Below are 15,981 nucleotides of genomic sequence, written 5' to 3'. Positions count from 1 at the left end.
GTTTTAATTTATTTATTTTCAGTTTATACGTCAGACAAAAATAATGATTATTTGTCGTTAAAAAAATTTTTAAATCTGATTTTATTCATCATATTTTTTCAACAGATCGATTAAATCCTGTTCCTTAAGTCTGTTATAATTAATATTTTCAATAAGTGGCTCAAGTTCGGGTTTTTCAACCATTAATTGTTTTAATTTCTTCCTGTTATTGACCAAAATATTCAAAGGTTGTCTTATATCTCCTTTGAACAAGACATCTGATACAAGGGTAGATCCATCATAGCCGTGGCGTCTATATGCTTTCACCCATTTTATTTTTTTACCATCATACACAAGCTCCACCAAAGTTTTAGTTGATTCTAAAGGAAAATAAATGAAAATCCTTGGTTTACCTTTAAGATCTGTAAATTCTATTTTCTGAATTTCAGAAGGCTGGTACTTAATAGCTTTTCCATCTTCCAAAATCTTAACTTTTCTGTCGCTAATCGTTATCTCATCAATCTGATTACTATCAAAAAGGTTTGTTATAAAAGGTATTTTAGCATCTACTATTCTGTTGTCGCTAAATGTAACCTTTGATTCAACCTGTGATTTCTGAGCGAAACTTATTGAATATATAAAAAGAAATAGAGCTAGTAAATTCTTCATCACAGTTTTCTCAGCTTTACTTCTTTTTTCAGATAAGTTTTGAAATCTTCTGCAAACATCCCGATATAGGTTCCTTTTTCAAGATCTCTGTTTACTCCTGTTTTTCCCAAAAGTACAGATCCTGACTCAATTTTGTTCCCGGAAGCGATTCCTACCTGTCCCCATAATGTCACCTCATCTCCAATGATACAACATCCTGCAATTCCTACTTGAGAAGCAATCAGACATTTTTTCCCGATAACGGTGTCGTGTCCGATCTGAATCTGGTTATCCAAAACAGAGCCCTCACCAATAATGGTAGAGTCTGTAACTCCTCTGTCAATGGTACATCCATTTCCAATCTCTACATTGTTTTCGATGATCACATTTCCTACCGAAATCAGGCGGTCAAAATTTCCGTTTAATTTTCTGTAATAAAACGCATCACCTCCTAACACTGTATTGGATTGAATAATGACATTATCTCCGATTTCTGTACGGTCGCCGATTACAACATTAGGGAAGATAAGGGTATTTTTTCCGATTTTCACATTGTTTCCAATCACTGCTGAAGAGTGAATCTTTGTGCCTTCTCCTATTTCAACATCGTGAAGTTCTTCTGTGAAATTATATATTCTGGTAAAATGAGTATTGATTTTATTAAAGTCTCTGAAAGGATCATCAGAAACTAAAAGTGCCTTGCCTTCCGGACATTCTACTTCTTTATCAATTAAAATAATAGTTGCTGCAGAGTTTAAAGCTTTGTCATAATATTTAGGATGGTTCACAAAAACGATATCCCCTGGCTTTACCATGTGAATTTCATTAGTTCCCAATACTTCAAAGTCTTCAGGTCCAACAAATACTGAACCTATTAAATCTGCAATCGTTTTAAGCTTTTGCGGAGAATGGAATCTCATAACAATAGATTTTCTTATAAAACAAAATTCGGACTGCTAATGCAAACCGAATTTATGTAAATTTTATTTATTCTTTTACTCTTTCTAAGTAGCTACCGTCTTCAGTACTTACTTTAATTCTGTCTCCCGGTTCGATGAACAAAGGAACCATAACTCTTGCTCCTGTTTCAACGATTGCGTTTTTAAGAGCGTTTGTTGCAGTGTTTCCTTTTACACCCGGATCAGCTTCAATCACATCCAGATATACTGACTGTGGAAGTTCAGCAGAAAGTGGAGTTTCATCAGCTTCTTTTAAAATGATTGTTACTTCTTCACCAGCTTTCATAAACTGAGAGTTTTCGATCATTTCTTTGTTGATGTATAATTGAGAGAAGTCATCATTGTTCATGAAGTGGAATCCGTTCTCATCATCATAAAGATACTGGAATTTTCTTGTGATTACTTTTACTTCATCAATTTTGTGTCCTGCAGAGAAAGTGTTATCAATTACTTTTCCGTTAGTCACTGATTTTAATTTTGTTCTTACGAAAGCAGGTCCTTTTCCTGGTTTTACGTGAAGAAATTCGATTACTTTAAAAATATCATTGCTATATTCGATGCAAAGACCTTTTCTGATATCGTTACTTGTTGCCATTAATTTTGTAGATATTTATTTTCTTTTATTAAACTGTATTCCCTGCCCTTGCGGCATCATTCTGTTAAATGTATTATTATTGAACGTATTCACATTATTATTCAATCTGTTTACATTCATCTGAAGATCAGATTTATACTGATCGGCTGTTCCTAAAATTGAACTTCCGGTATTTTTCTGTTTCAGAATACTATTTAAGTTATTCTTTGCAATACTATCATTAGGTACTTCAGAAATTTTTCTTTCTATGGTAAAAGGTTTTTCTTTTTTCCCGGTTTCAGACTTTTCTGTTTGCTGTCCAAACAAAAAAGATGTTGCAGAAAGCGCTGTAAGTACAAGTAAACTTTTCATAGCCTGATAGTATTTGTTATTAAATTATTCTCTATCCTTTCCGGTTCCGTATCCTTTTACGATACCTCTTGGTGAGTTTTGAATAAACTGTAAGATTTCATCTCTTTCAGCCGTTGGAAGCATTTCTTTTTCAATATGAGAAATAGCCTGAGAAACGTTCATCTTCATTTGGAAGATTGCTCTGTAGATTTTCTGGATTTCAAAAATTTTCTCATTGGTAAATCCTCTTCTTCTTAAGCCTACAGAATTGATACCTGCATAAGACATTGGCTCTCTTGCTACTTTTACGTAAGGCGGAATATCTTTTCTTACCAAAGTACCTCCGGAAATCATCACATGCTTCCCGATTTTACCAAATTGATGAACAGCTGATAAACCTCCCATTACCGTATAATCTCCAATCTCCACGTGGCCTGCAATACCACACCCGTTTACGATGATTACGTGATCTCCGATAACACAGTCATGTGCAATGTGTGAAGTTGCCATAATAAGGCAGTGAGCACCTATTTTGGTATACCCTAAGGCTTTTGTCCCTCTGTTTACGGTAACACACTCTCTGATTGTCGTTTCGTCACCGATAATTACCTGAGTATCTTCACCATCAAACTTCAGATCCTGGGGAATTGCAGAGATTACAGTCCCGGGAAAGATCCTACAGTTCTTCCCTATTCTTGCACCATCCATGATGGTTACATTAGGACCAATCCAGGTTCCTTCTCCAATTTCTACATCCCCTGCAATTGTAGTAAAAGGTTCTACGATTACATTTTTGCTGATTTTCGCACGTTTATCTACGGCTGCTAATTGATGAATCATTTAATCAACTTTATTTTTTGCAACTTGAGCCATAAGCTCTGCTTCTACTGCTACTGCATCTCCTACATATCCATACCCCTGCATATGAACAATTCCTCTTCTGATAGGCTCTATCAATTCAATTTTGAATATTAGTGTGTCTCCCGGAATTACTTTTCTCTTGAATTTCACTTTATCAATTTTGATGAAATAAGTAGAGTAATTTTCAGGATCCGGAACGCTTGCCAATACAAGAATACCTCCTGTCTGTGCTAATGCTTCTACCTGAAGTACTCCTGGCATTACAGGTTCTTTAGGGAAGTGTCCCACAAAGAATGGCTCGTTCATGGTTACATTTTTCAACCCTACTACGTGAGAGTCTGAAAGTTCAAGAACTTTATCAATCAATAAGAACGGAGGTCTGTGAGGCATAAGCTTCATAATTCCGTTGATATCAAATACTGGTTCTTTTGTCAGGTCAAAATCCGGAACGTTTTTCTTTTTCTGCAATTTCCACTGGCGGTTTAGTTTTTTCGCAAACTGAGTATTCACATAGTGTCCCGGTTTGTTGGCAATAACTTTACCTTTTATTTTCACCCCTGCCAAAGCAAGGTCACCTATTACATCGAGTAATTTGTGTCTTGCCGCTTCGTTAGGATAATTTAAATTAAGATTATCTAGAATACCGTTTGGTCTGATGGATACATTATCTTTTCCAAAGGCTTTCTTTAATTTTTCTGTAGTTTCAGGAGTAAGATCTTTATCTACGTATACAATGGCATTGGAAATATCTCCACCTTTGATCAAACCATGATCTAAAAGCATTTCCAATTCATGCAGGAAGCTAAATGTTCTAGCTGATGAGATTTCGTCTTTAAATTCTGAAATATTTTTAAGAGTAGCATTCTGAGTACCTAAAACTTTAGTCCCAAAATCTACCATTGTTGTTACTTCGTAAGTATCTGAAGGAATGATTGTGATTTCCGAACCAGTAGCCGGATCACTGTATGTAAGAACTTCTTTTACCACAAGATATTCTCTTGCTACGCTTTGTTCTGCTACTCCAACACTTTCGATAGCTTCCACAAAGTATTTTGAAGATCCGTCCAGGATAGGAGGTTCTGAGGCATCCATTTCTAAAACTGCGTTATCAATATCACAACCAACAAGAGCTGCTAAAAGGTGTTCGCAAGTAGTAATTTTTACTCCTAATTTTTCTAATGTAGTACCTCTTTCTGTTGCTACAACATAATTTACATCTGCTTCTACCTGAGGGTGTCCCTCCAGGTCTGTTCTTACAAATACAAAACCTGTATTTTCTTTAGCAGGTTTAATGGTAAGTTTTACTTCTTTACCAGTGTGAAGACCAATTCCAGAAAGAGTAACCTCCTGCTGAAGTGTTTTTTGCATATCACTCATTAGTATTATCTTTTGAGTTATTCTCAAGATTATTTATTCTATTTACTATTCCAGGTAAGTTCCTGAAATGAACATAGCTTCTCAAATAGTCATTGTAGCTGATTGCTGGTGAGCCATACAATGTTTCTCTATCATTAACGCTGGAATTCACGCCACTCTGGGCCTGAATTTTCACTTGATTTCCTATTTTGATATGTCCTACAACTCCTACCTGACCACCAATCTGGTTCCAGTCACCAATAGTGGTAGAACCTGCAATTCCTGCCTGTGCAGCAATTACATTGTTCTGACCTATTTTTACGTTGTGGGCAATCTGAATCAGGTTATCAATTTTAGTCCCTTTTCCTATAATGGTAGAACCAATTGTAGCTCTGTCGATACTACAGTTTGAACCAATTTCTACATCGTCTTCAATGATTACATTTCCAAGCTGTGGTATTTTTTTGAAGCCTTCGGCTGTTGGCTGGAAACCAAAACCATCACCTCCAATTACCGTATTGGAATGAATCACACAATTATCCCCAATAATACAGTAGTCATAAATTCTGGCACCACTGTCTATCTTACAGTTTTTACCAATTTTTACTCCTTTGCCTATATATACATGTGGATAGATCTGTGACCCTTCCCCGATTTTAGCTTTCTCAGAAACATAAGTAAATGCTCCAATATAGGCTTTATCTCCTATTATTGCTGTATCGTGGATGGATGAGCCATCCTCAACACCTTCTTTTCTTCCCTGCATTTCCTGATATAAATTCATCAGAATCTGAAAAGAAAGATAGGCATCTTTTACAACGATTAAGGTAGGGTTATAACTATTTTTATCCAGAAGTTGTTCCGAAACGATAATAACAGAGCAGTTTGAGGTATCCAAAAAATGAGAAAATCTATCTTGTGCTATAAAAGAAAGATGTCCTGATTCACCATTTTCAATTGGTGAAACCCCTGTAATAAGTGCATTCTCGTCACCTATTATTTTTCCGTCAATAAAACTTGCAATTTGCGAAGCTGTAAATTCCATATTCTGCAAAGATAAGAAATTCTAGAATTTGCAAACATTTTTTGGTTTCAGATCGTAAATTTTAATATTATTTAAGAGTCTAGTCCGGAGATATCTCTTGGAAACATAAGGATATAGCGGGTTGTTTTATTTACAATTAACCCTGATAAAAGCTGATCTTCTGACTCATGAAGCCTTGTTCTCTTACCATTTTTATGCAATAAATAAATGGGTTGTTTCTCCGCATGATAGGGCAAAAGTTTTCGCTTTATTTCGTGAACCAGTTCTTTTCCATTATTGATTCCGAAAAATTCATTACTATTTTTCACTTTTTCATCAATTATTTCCTTTCCAAAAGGATGTGATGAAATAATTGTTTTAGGTAAATTTCTCTGAATTACACATTTACACCAATATGAAAGAACAAAGTCATCCGAATTCTGCCATTCTTTCATCGCCTGGATCACATCATTATCATCAAGCTTGGTAAATCTTTCTACATCTTCGTCTGTAGCACCGCTCTTTTCCCGGTATAAAAAATATTTCAGATTATCGGTCGCAGGAAGCTCTGTGCCTTGGGAAATCAGATATTTTGCTCTTTCAAGGATTTTAACCAAAAGGAATTCGGCCAAAGCTGAAGTTTTATGATAATACACCTGCCAGTACATAAACATTCTGGCAGTCAGAAAATTTTCAATAGAATAAATTCCTTTTGCATCAATCACCAGCTCCCCTTCTTCACATACATTCATCATGGAAATAATTCTCTGTGTATTAATATTTCCTTCAGATACTCCTGTAAAAAAGCTGTCTCTTTTCAAATAATCAAGACGGTCAACATCCAGTTGGGAAGAGATCAGCTGATTGAAAAATTTTCTATGGTATTTTCCCTGAAACATTTCAATAGCCATGGAAAGCTGGCCTTCAAATTCTTCATTCAGCTTATTCATCAATAATAGAGATAGATTTTCATGATGCCAGTCGTCCATCAGCATACTTTCCAATGCATGAGAAAACGGACCATGACCAATATCATGCATCAGAATAGCCAGCATCGCTCCTTTTTCCTCTTCTTCAGAAATTTTCACGCCTTTCTGCTTCAATGTTTCCAAAGCAGTAAACATAAGATGCATTGCTCCCAGCGCGTGATGAAATCTTGTATGAGTAGCTCCCGGAAAGATCAGGTTCAAAAGTCCCGTCTGCCCAATTCTCCTCAATCTCTGAAAGTAAGGGTGCTCAATGATATCAAATAAAATTTCGTGTGGAATTTTGATAAATCCGTGAACAGGATCGTTGATAATTTTTAGCTTATTCTGCATTGAAACGTCAATATTAGGAACAAAGTTAGGCATTTTAAATTTGAGTTCTGGTTAATTTCATGTTAAAAGAAGATCTGCCCCCGTTCAGTATTTATTCTTTAAAAACGCTTGTCACTATTGTATTTTAAGGCTATCTTTGAGAGAGAAAACACGATAACTTTTAATGAGAAAATACGTTCTTTTCCTTCTACTATTTTTAAGTTTACATTTTTCTGCACAAATTATAACCGAAACCCAAAAACTGGAGTCTCTCTGCAGAATATGGGGGTTTTTAAAATATTATCATCCTGATGTTGCCAAAGGAAATCTGAACTGGGACAAACAGCTTTTTCAAAAAATAGATGAGCTTGAATATATTAATGATAAACAGTCACTGAACACTATTTATTCTGAATGGATTAAAAGTCTCGGAGAAGTTCCTGTATGCAAAGAATGTTCAGTAAAGGAAAATAAAGTGTATTTTCTTAAAAACTTTGACCTGAGCTGGATTGACAATTCTCAAATTTTCTCCGATGATGTATCTCAAAAACTTCGATATATTGAAAACAACAGGAATCTTGGAGACAATCACTATTTTGGAAAAGGAGGAAGAAAAATATATTTCAGGAATGAAAAATCCTATGGTTCTAAATTTACGTCTAAAAGAAATAGCTTACTGGAGTTGTTCAGATACTGGAATTACGTAGAATATTTCTTTCCTTATAAATATGAAACTGATCAAAACTGGAATAATGTTCTTACAGAAATGATCCCCAGGTTTCTTTTGATTGATAATGATGAAAATTATCACTTGGCACTGGCAGAGCTGGTGACCAAAACGGATGACTCACATGCTTATCTTTCATCAAAAGAAATTCAACTTAATCAATTTGGAAAAAGAAAAGTTCCTGCAGAATACTCCTATGCTGAAGGAAAATTAGTGATTACAAAAATAAAAGACACCCGCCCCAAAAACAATAGTCCTTTACATACAGGGGATGTCATTTATGATATTGAAGGTAAAACAATTCCTCAAATGATCAACAGTCTTGGAAAATACATTCCTGCATCCAACTCATGGGGCAAAGTAAGCAAAATAAAGGATAAGCTTCTCTTCAGCAATAATGATTCTATTTCTTTAAAGATTGAAAGAGATGGACAAAATCTGGAAATAAAAGCCAGAACTTATCTTATCAGAGATATTATCCATGAAAAAACTCCGACTCCTAAAAAATGGAAATTCGTTGATGATGAGAAAAAAATCGGGTATGTCAATATGGAAATCATAGAAAAGGAAGATTTGGACGAAATGTATGGAGATCTAAAATCTGCAAAATCTATTATTTTTGATCTTAGAAATTATCCGAAACAAACAATCATTCCTTTAAGTTATCTCCTGCTTCCGGAGCCTAAGGTTTATTATCAGTTTACTTTTCCGGACACCAATTATCCCGGTAAGTTTTACAGCAGAAAAAATGTTACCGGCAGAAAGAATCCCGAATACTATAAAGGAAATGTAATCGTTCTAGTAGATGAGAATACCCAAAGCCAGGCAGAAACAACGACAATGATGTTTAAGCAGCACCCGAAAGCGAAAATTATCGGAAGTAATACTTCAGGAGCCAACGGAGATGTCATTATGTTTAAAATTGCTGATCTTGATACCCGCTTTACGGGTCTTGGAGCGTATTATCCGGATGGCAGGGAAACTCAGAGAATAGGTATTATTCCGGACATTCTTATAAAACCCAGCATAGAAGGGCTTAAAAATGGAAAAGATGAAATCCTGGAAAAGGCTTTGGAATATATAAGAACCACCAATTGAATGAAACAAAAATGTGAAATATCAAACGATATTTTCATTTAACTAATATTTAACTTTTAATATCTCTATTTTGTGAGATTTTAAAAGGATTTGGTCAACATTTTGATACTATAACCGTGTAAAAAATAAATTATGTCAGAAAAGATATTATGGATAGATGATGAAATAGATTTACTTAAACCTCATATCGTATTTTTAGAAAAGAAGGGTTATCAGGTAACCCCTGTTAATAATGTGAATGAGGCTTTGGAACTTATGGATTCAGAGAAATTTGCTTTAACATTAATAGACGAAAATATGCCCGGTATTTCCGGTTTGGAGGCTATTCCAATGATTAAGGAAAAAGATAATGCCTTAAAAATTGTAATGGTTACCAAAAGCGAAGAGGAGCATATTATGGAAGAAGCCATTGGATCTCAAATCGCCGACTATATATTAAAGCCCGTAAATCCTAATCAGATATTACTTTCCCTCAAGAAAAATCTTCAGCAGGATAATCTGGTGGAGCAAAAAACAATTTTACAGTACCAGCAGGAGTTCAGAAACCTTTCTATGGAGCTTTCTTACCTGAGAACGTATCAGGAATGGGCGGAATATTATAAAAAGATTCTCAGTTGGGAAATCAAATTTGATAAAGTAGCAGATAATGAATTTGCTGATCTTTTGCAATCTCAGAAAGAAGAAGCCAATATTCAGTTTGCTAAGTTCATTGAGAAAAATTATGCAGACTGGCTTATTGACTCAGACAAACCTCTAATGAGCCACACGCTCTTCAAAGAAAAAGTAAAACCAGAAGTAGAAAAAGAAAAAGTTCTCTTACTAATGGTAGACAATCTTCGTTATGATCAGTGGAAAGTTATTGAACCTTTGTTTACAAAGTATTACAATAAAATCTCGGAAGATTACTACTACAGTATCCTTCCTACCGCTACACAATATGCAAGAAACTCTTTCTTTGCAGGATTAATGCCGTCTGAGATTGAGAAACGTTTCCCTGATAAATGGTTTAATGATAATGAAGAAGGAAACAAAAATGAATTTGAACGTGACTTTCTGGAGGATCAGATGAAAAGAATTGGTCTGGGATCAAAATCCATGAAGTATCTTAAAGTACTGAACGCAGATTTTGAAAGAAAAATTTATGATGATTTCAACCAGCATAAAAATAACGATCTGCTGGTAATTGTATACAACTTTATTGATATCCTTTCCCATGCGAAAACAGATAACCATATCGTAGATCAGTTGATCCGTGATGATAAAACCTTCCGTTCTCTTACCTACAACTGGTTTGAAAACTCTTCTTTACTGAAGATTATTAAAACAGCTGCAGAAAACGGTTATAAATTGGTTATTACTACAGACCACGGAACGGTATATGTTAAAAAGCCTAGTAAAGTTGTGGGAGACAGAGAAACTTCTACCAACATCAGATACAAAACAGGTAAAAGCTTAACGTATGATGACAGTGATGTATGGGCGATTACAAATCCGGAAAAGCTTTTCCTTCCGAAAGGAAACTTAAGTTCGAAATATATTTTTGCTAAAAACAATATATTCCTGGCTTATCCTAAAAATTATAATCATTTCGTTAATTACTATAAAGAGACTTATCAGCATGGAGGAATTTCACTGGAAGAGTGTATTATTCCTTTCAGCGTTCTAGAACCCAAGTAGTTTTCTTCATAGTTTATTTAATCTTGAGTTAAAAGCGGAAAAAATCGAATGATTTTTTTCGCTTTTTTGTTTAAGGCATTTATTTTGCATACAAAAAGGCACACACATTAATAATATACATTTATGAAAAAACACATTTTTATTGCAGCAGCATCTACCGCATTATTTTTGACTTCATGTAATAAAGAAAAAAAAGCAACAGATTCAACTTCTGCCACTGCGGACAGTATTGCTTCTAAACCTTCTGATTCCGCAGCTGTTGCTGGAACTAAGGATGAAATTGTAAAAAGTACTTCGAAAGACAAAAGCGGAAAAACTTTGGAGATGACTTTCAACAATACCAAAAATACAGCTACAGTAGTATTCAACAAAGAAACCATTGAATTGCAAGGACAAAAACCTGCATCAGGGATTTGGTATAAGAATGATCATTATGAATTGAGAGGAAAAGGTGAGGAAATAGAACTAACAAAAGATGGTAAAACCGTTTTTAAAAAATAAAATCTCTTCCTAAAAATATAAAAAGTCGGCTTTGAAATTCAAAACCGGCTTTTTTATTTCCCTACATTTGAAAAAAATTATTCTTGCTTATGAAATTAATCACTTATAATGTCAACGGAATCAGAGCTGCTTTCACAAAAGATTTCCTCGGCTGGCTGAAGGCTGCTGACCCGGATATCATCTGTATTCAGGAGAGTAAAGCCGGAAACGATCAGATAGACATCGAAAGCCTTGAAAAATTAGGTTATCACAGTTATTGGCACTCAGCCGTTAAAAAAGGCTATAGCGGGGTCGGAATTGCCTCCAAAATTAAACCTAATCATGTAGAGTATGGCTGTGGTATCGAAAGCTATGATAATGAAGGAAGAATCATTCGTGCAGATTTTGACGGATTTTCAGCTATTTCTGTATATGTTCCTTCCGCTTCTAATATTGAAAGACTGGATTTCAAAATGCAGTTCTGCCATGACTTTCTGGAGTATATCAAAAATTTAAAGAAAGAAATTCCCAATCTGATTATATCCGGTGACTTTAATATTTGCCATGAAGCAATTGATATTCACAATCCGGAGGGCTTAAAGAATGTTTCAGGATTTCTTCCTATGGAAAGAGAGTGGATGACCAATTTTATGAATGAATGTGAACTAATAGATAGCTTCAGGTTCTTCAATGGTGATCCTGACAATTATACCTGGTGGAGTTACAGACAAAATTCCAGAGCGAGAAATAAAGGCTGGAGGCTGGATTATAACTTCACTTCTTACAGCTTAAAAGATAAGCTCTCAAGGGCTGCTATTTTAAAGGAAGCCGTGCATTCTGACCATTGCCCTGCTTTATTGGAATTGGATGTATAATCAACAAGATATTGATGCATACAAAAAGCCAGCTGAATCAGCTGGCTTTTTTTTAATTTAAATCATAAAATTAATCGACAATTTCATATTCGACCGGAATTGTACCATGATTGATATCTCCGATCTCATCGAACGCAGCTTTAGACATGTCTAAAGATCTTGATGAATGAAAAGGTCCTCTGTCATTAATCCTCACTATTACCTCTTTACCATTCTTAAGGTTCGTAACCTTAACGTTTGTTCCAAATGGAAGCGTTCTGTTTGCTGCAGTAAACTTTGAGTTATCAAAGATTTCTCCGCTAGCAGTTTTTCTACCGTTAAATTTATCGTGGTAGTACGATGCATAACTTGTTTTTTTCGCATCTAAGGCATTACTCGTAAAAGAATAAACACCCAGGGTTGAAATCATCATTATGATTACGAGAATGAATCTTTTCATCATGTTGAACTTTTATATGGTTTTGACGGAGCAAATGTATCAGGAATCTTTATAAAACCCTATTCAATATGTTAAAAACAGTTAACAAAACACTAACAAAATGTTAACTAAACCTGTAAGCCCCTATGGATAGGGCTTTTAAATCACACTGTTAAAAAGTGTTAAAAAAAACTTCAAAAAGTTAACATAATTAACTAACCCGTACATAATTAAAATTTATAAAATATAAAAACAATTGAAAATCAATAGCTTACAAAATTTATAAAGTTAAAATAAAAACCACAAAATTTATTTTCAACATTTAAAGTCTTAAAAACCGGATATTGGATAAACTTTCTTACAGAAGAAGTTTCGCTTCATAAAATAAGATTTACAGACTGGTTTTTAACACCATTTATTTTGTTAAAATTTAGATGCTGATTTATCTATTGATCTAAAATTAGATTTTAATGGCTCAAAAAATGAATTAATGATGATGCATTACCAAAAAAATTAAATGAACACAAGTCCTTTTTAAAAAGTAAAAACCAATGATTTCTCATTGGTTTTTATTATGTAACTAAATAAATTTCTTTATTTTAAGTATTCTAAAACATAGTCATATGTTCCGTTCGGATATACTACAGACATACTTGGAGATCCTGTAACAGCAGCTCCTGTAGATGTATCATATGAATATAATTCTCTAGAATATACTGTATTAGTACCCGCTTTATAAATAGTAATTCCGTACATAGCAGTAATTCCAGTAGGAGCAGGAATTGTTACTGCAGTAGTAGTACCATTTGCAGCGAAAGTTCCTTTTATACCATAAATTTGTGCGTTATTTACTTGTCTGTTTGTAACAGTTTCAGTAGTAAGAATATTTTCTTTACCTGACCCGCCTAATGGCAACCATTGTCCAGAAGCAGAAGAAAATGCTGGTGTTGGAGTAGGGTTACTGAAATAGTAAAAACCTACACCCACAGTTTGACCTCCAATACCTGAACCTGAAGCAGGAGTAGTACCCGCAACTGAGTTATAAACGATCATACCATCGTATGCAGTAGGGAACTTTAGTCCATTAGTTACTTGCGTAGTAAATGTAAAATTAGTCAGGTTTGTTCTTGGAAAAGCTAAACCTTTTCCTAAACTGTTTGATGCCGGGAAACTTGAAGCATCTAAGTAAACTGATTCTCCACCTATGGTTGCATTAATTGTATTATTTGTTTTGATCTGTGCATTAGAAAAGATACCCACAGCTAATAATACAAGAGCAGAAATTTTTTTATTTGTGTTCATTTCAATATTATTTTAAATTATAAACTTGTGCAATACCATGCACCACTGATGAAAGTATACTCTAATGCCGAACCTGATACGGCTGGAGACGTAGTTGTAGTAGGATGAACACCAGTAACACTAAAACCAGAACCACCTGTAGCATCAACTATTCTGAATTTATCTCCAGCTACTGAAGTTCCTACTGCAGGAGCTGCGATAGTTACGTTAGTAGTTACTATCATTGATTCATTTTTGTTAATAGTTGTTCCTTGTGCAACGTTAGTATACCCGACAGTTGTAACTGCACCTCCACCTACAGGTTTCCATTCAGGAACTGAATTATCAAAATAATAGAACCCAGGACCAGTAATTTTAACTTTTCTAGATCCAGTACCAGTACCTCCAGTAATGTAAACAATTGCTCCATTCTGAGGTGCACCATATGTACCACTAGTATCATCCTTAGAAGATAATTCCGCTGCCGTCATACGAGGGACTAATAAGGCATCAGGTCTAGCAGGATCAGTAGTGTTAGCTACTACATCTAGCGTTGCGGCAGGCGTGGTCGTGTTAATCCCCACTCGCCCTTGCTGAGCCTTAGAAAAAGCCGAAAGGCCAACAAGCATAATTGCTGTTAATAAAATTTTTTTCATAAGTTTTTAAAGATTTTTAATTACATTTTTTTTCATCAATATTTCCAAAAAGGAAAATGCATCCCAACTTGTGAATACTATATATAAACTAAAATAACTATTTCAATTCAGTTTTTAGTCTCATTCTAATGATTAACTCATTGAAAGCACATTATTTAAAAATATTGTTTATTGCGCAAATTTAAGATATAATTTTTGAATTTATCTAAATAAAAAAAGAAAATTAAAAAATCTTAATTTTACGAAATCTTAACAATTTGATTATCAACTAAATAAAAATAAATAGCAGAGAAAATTCTATGTTAAAATTTATTAATCTATTAATTTTATAAACCTTATTTTGAACTGATTAATAAGTGTTTAGCTATACCAATTCTCCATATAAATCAAACTCTTCTGCTGAAGTAATTTTGACCTCTGCAAATTCGCCTATAGAAATATAAGTATCTTCTGCAGAAACCAATACAGTATTGTCTACATCAGGTGAGTCATATTCTGTTCTTCCGATAAAATAATTCCCTTCTTTACGGTCAAAAACACATTTGAATATTTTCCCTATTTTTTCCTGATTTTTTTCCCATGAAATCTGAGACTGCAGTTCCATAATTTCTTCTACCCTCGCCTCTTTTACTTCCTGCGGAATATCATCTTCCAATACATATGCTGTAGTATTCTCTTCATGAGAATAAGTAAAGCAGCCTAATCTGTCAAATTTCTGTTCTCTTACCCAGTCTTTAAGCTCCTGGAATCTTTCTTCTGTTTCACCAGGATACCCGACAATAAGTGTTGTTCTGATTGCCATATCAGGAACTTTTTCTCTGAATTTTCCTAAAAGAGCATCTGTTTTTTCGTGGGTTGTACCTCTCTTCATTGATTTCAACAAATCGGAATTGATATGCTGAAGCGGGATATCTATATAATTACAAATCTTAGGTTCTTCACGAATAATATCCAGAACATCTTCCGGGAAACCGCTTGGAAAAGCATAATGAAGACGGATCCATTCTACACCCTCTACTTTTACCAGTTCTTTTAAAAGGTCACCCAATGCTCTTTTTTTATAAAGGTCAAGACCATAATAAGTAAGATCCTGCGCAATAAGAATTAATTCTTTCGTTCCTTTTTTTGCTAGTTTCTGAGCTTCAGAAACCAGTTTTTCGATAGGGGTTGAAATGTGCCCTCCTCTCATCAATGGAATCGCACAGAAAGAACACGGTCTGTCACAGCCTTCTGAAATTTTAAGGTATGCATAATGTTTTGGAGTAGTTGTCAGCCTTTCACCTACCAATTCATGTTTATAATCTGCTCCAAGGTGCTTTAGCAGCATCGGAAGATCTCGTGTTCCAAAATACTGGTCAACATCCGGAATTTCTTTTATCAAATCCGGCTTATATCTTTCTGATAAACATCCTGTAACGAATACTTTTTCAACCTCACCTCTATTTTTAGCCTCTACATAATCTAAAATAGTATTGATGGATTCTTCTTTAGCATTATCAATAAATCCGCAGGTATTGATTACAACAATGTCACCACGGTCTTCGTGAACCACTTCTTTGCCATTGGCCTTCAACTGGCTCATTAATACTTCAGAATCATATACATTCTTGGAACATCCAAGAGTGACTACATTGATTTTCTTCTTCCCTACAGATTTTGTACGCATCGTTTTGATTTTGAGTCTGCAAAGATACAAAATATTGAAGAGTTAGGAATTAA

16 protein-coding genes are annotated in these 15,981 nt (G+C 34.6%); 4 read left to right on the top strand and 12 right to left on the bottom strand.

Translation table 11 applies throughout. The features are described from left to right. Positions 1-81 precede the first annotated feature (81 nt). The 8 genes from ACM6F9_RS04300 to ACM6F9_RS04265 all read right to left on the bottom strand — a co-directional run bounded on the left by ACM6F9_RS04300 (position 82) and on the right by ACM6F9_RS04265 (position 7,071). A complete protein-coding gene (locus tag ACM6F9_RS04300) occupies positions 82-648 on the bottom strand; it encodes a hypothetical protein (protein ID WP_414844558.1) in 567 nt (188 codons plus the stop codon). Beyond that, positions 648-1,547: an LpxD N-terminal domain-containing protein gene (locus ACM6F9_RS04295; protein ID WP_414844557.1), complete on the bottom strand. Its 900-nt coding sequence runs from the start codon at positions 1,545-1,547 to the stop codon at positions 648-650. Before ACM6F9_RS04295 ends, ACM6F9_RS04300 begins: the two co-directional genes overlap by 1 nt. 67 nt (positions 1,548-1,614) lie before the next feature. Then, positions 1,615-2,181: an elongation factor P gene (gene efp / locus ACM6F9_RS04290; RefSeq protein ID WP_076596574.1), complete on the bottom strand. Its 567-nt coding sequence runs from the start codon at positions 2,179-2,181 to the stop codon at positions 1,615-1,617. 15 nt (positions 2,182-2,196) lie between these two features. Next, on the bottom strand, positions 2,197-2,532 hold the full coding sequence (locus tag ACM6F9_RS04285; protein ID WP_414844556.1) for a hypothetical protein: 336 nt from the start codon (positions 2,530-2,532) through the stop codon (positions 2,197-2,199). A gap of 24 nt (positions 2,533-2,556) precedes the next feature. After that, a complete protein-coding gene (lpxA, locus tag ACM6F9_RS04280) occupies positions 2,557-3,351 on the bottom strand; it encodes an acyl-ACP--UDP-N-acetylglucosamine O-acyltransferase (RefSeq protein WP_034699162.1) in 795 nt (264 codons plus the stop codon). Further along, positions 3,352-4,749, bottom strand: coding sequence for a bifunctional UDP-3-O-[3-hydroxymyristoyl] N-acetylglucosamine deacetylase/3-hydroxyacyl-ACP dehydratase (locus ACM6F9_RS04275; protein ID WP_089689994.1), 1,398 nt, complete (start codon positions 4,747-4,749; stop codon positions 3,352-3,354). Next, positions 4,742-5,773, bottom strand: coding sequence for a UDP-3-O-(3-hydroxymyristoyl)glucosamine N-acyltransferase (lpxD, locus tag ACM6F9_RS04270; RefSeq protein WP_414844555.1), 1,032 nt, complete (start codon positions 5,771-5,773; stop codon positions 4,742-4,744). The genes ACM6F9_RS04275 and lpxD overlap by 8 nt, the downstream gene beginning before the upstream one ends. 71 nt (positions 5,774-5,844) lie before the next feature. Beyond that, positions 5,845-7,071, bottom strand: a complete 1,227-nt coding sequence (locus tag ACM6F9_RS04265) for an HD domain-containing protein (RefSeq protein ID WP_414845099.1) — start codon at positions 7,069-7,071, stop codon at positions 5,845-5,847. 163 nt (positions 7,072-7,234) lie between these two features. Between ACM6F9_RS04265 and ACM6F9_RS04260 the strand changes: the two genes are divergently transcribed. The 4 genes from ACM6F9_RS04260 to ACM6F9_RS04245 all read left to right on the top strand — a co-directional run bounded on the left by ACM6F9_RS04260 (position 7,235) and on the right by ACM6F9_RS04245 (position 11,907). Further along, positions 7,235-8,875, top strand: a complete 1,641-nt coding sequence (locus tag ACM6F9_RS04260; protein WP_414844554.1) for a S41 family peptidase — start codon at positions 7,235-7,237, stop codon at positions 8,873-8,875. Between the two features lie 132 nt (positions 8,876-9,007). Continuing rightward, the gene (locus ACM6F9_RS04255) at positions 9,008-10,552 is read left to right on the top strand and encodes a PglZ domain-containing protein (protein ID WP_414844553.1); all 1,545 of its coding nucleotides are present in this window, start codon (positions 9,008-9,010) and stop codon (positions 10,550-10,552) included. A 123-nt stretch (positions 10,553-10,675) separates the two neighbouring features. Then, entirely contained in the window at positions 10,676-11,053 is a 378-nt protein-coding gene (locus ACM6F9_RS04250; protein ID WP_414844552.1) for an MliC family protein, read from the top strand. Positions 11,054-11,142: 89 nt separating this feature from the next. Continuing rightward, on the top strand, positions 11,143-11,907 hold the full coding sequence (locus tag ACM6F9_RS04245) for an exodeoxyribonuclease III (protein WP_414844551.1): 765 nt from the start codon (positions 11,143-11,145) through the stop codon (positions 11,905-11,907). Positions 11,908-11,977: 70 nt separating this feature from the next. Here the strand turns inward: ACM6F9_RS04245 and ACM6F9_RS04240 are convergent, their stop codons facing one another. From ACM6F9_RS04240 to rimO, 4 genes are all read right to left on the bottom strand, one after another. Next, positions 11,978-12,349 (bottom strand): septal ring lytic transglycosylase RlpA family protein, encoded by a 372-nt coding sequence (locus ACM6F9_RS04240; RefSeq protein ID WP_103293848.1) that lies wholly within the window; start codon positions 12,347-12,349, stop codon positions 11,978-11,980. A 570-nt stretch (positions 12,350-12,919) separates the two neighbouring features. Next, positions 12,920-13,627, bottom strand: coding sequence for a hypothetical protein (locus tag ACM6F9_RS04235; protein WP_414844550.1), 708 nt, complete (start codon positions 13,625-13,627; stop codon positions 12,920-12,922). Positions 13,628-13,644: 17 nt separating this feature from the next. After that, positions 13,645-14,190: a hypothetical protein gene (locus ACM6F9_RS04230; RefSeq protein WP_414844549.1), complete on the bottom strand. Its 546-nt coding sequence runs from the start codon at positions 14,188-14,190 to the stop codon at positions 13,645-13,647. Between the two features lie 436 nt (positions 14,191-14,626). Then, positions 14,627-15,928: a 30S ribosomal protein S12 methylthiotransferase RimO gene (gene rimO / locus ACM6F9_RS04225; protein WP_414844548.1), complete on the bottom strand. Its 1,302-nt coding sequence runs from the start codon at positions 15,926-15,928 to the stop codon at positions 14,627-14,629. Positions 15,929-15,981: the final 53 nt, after the last annotated feature.

Origin of the sequence: Chryseobacterium sp. IT-36CA2 (assembly GCF_949767875.1) — a bacterium.
Classification (GTDB): Bacteria; Bacteroidota; Bacteroidia; order Flavobacteriales; family Weeksellaceae; genus Chryseobacterium.
Note: the sequence above shows the minus strand (reverse complement) of the source record. Positions and strands in the feature narration are given on the sequence as shown.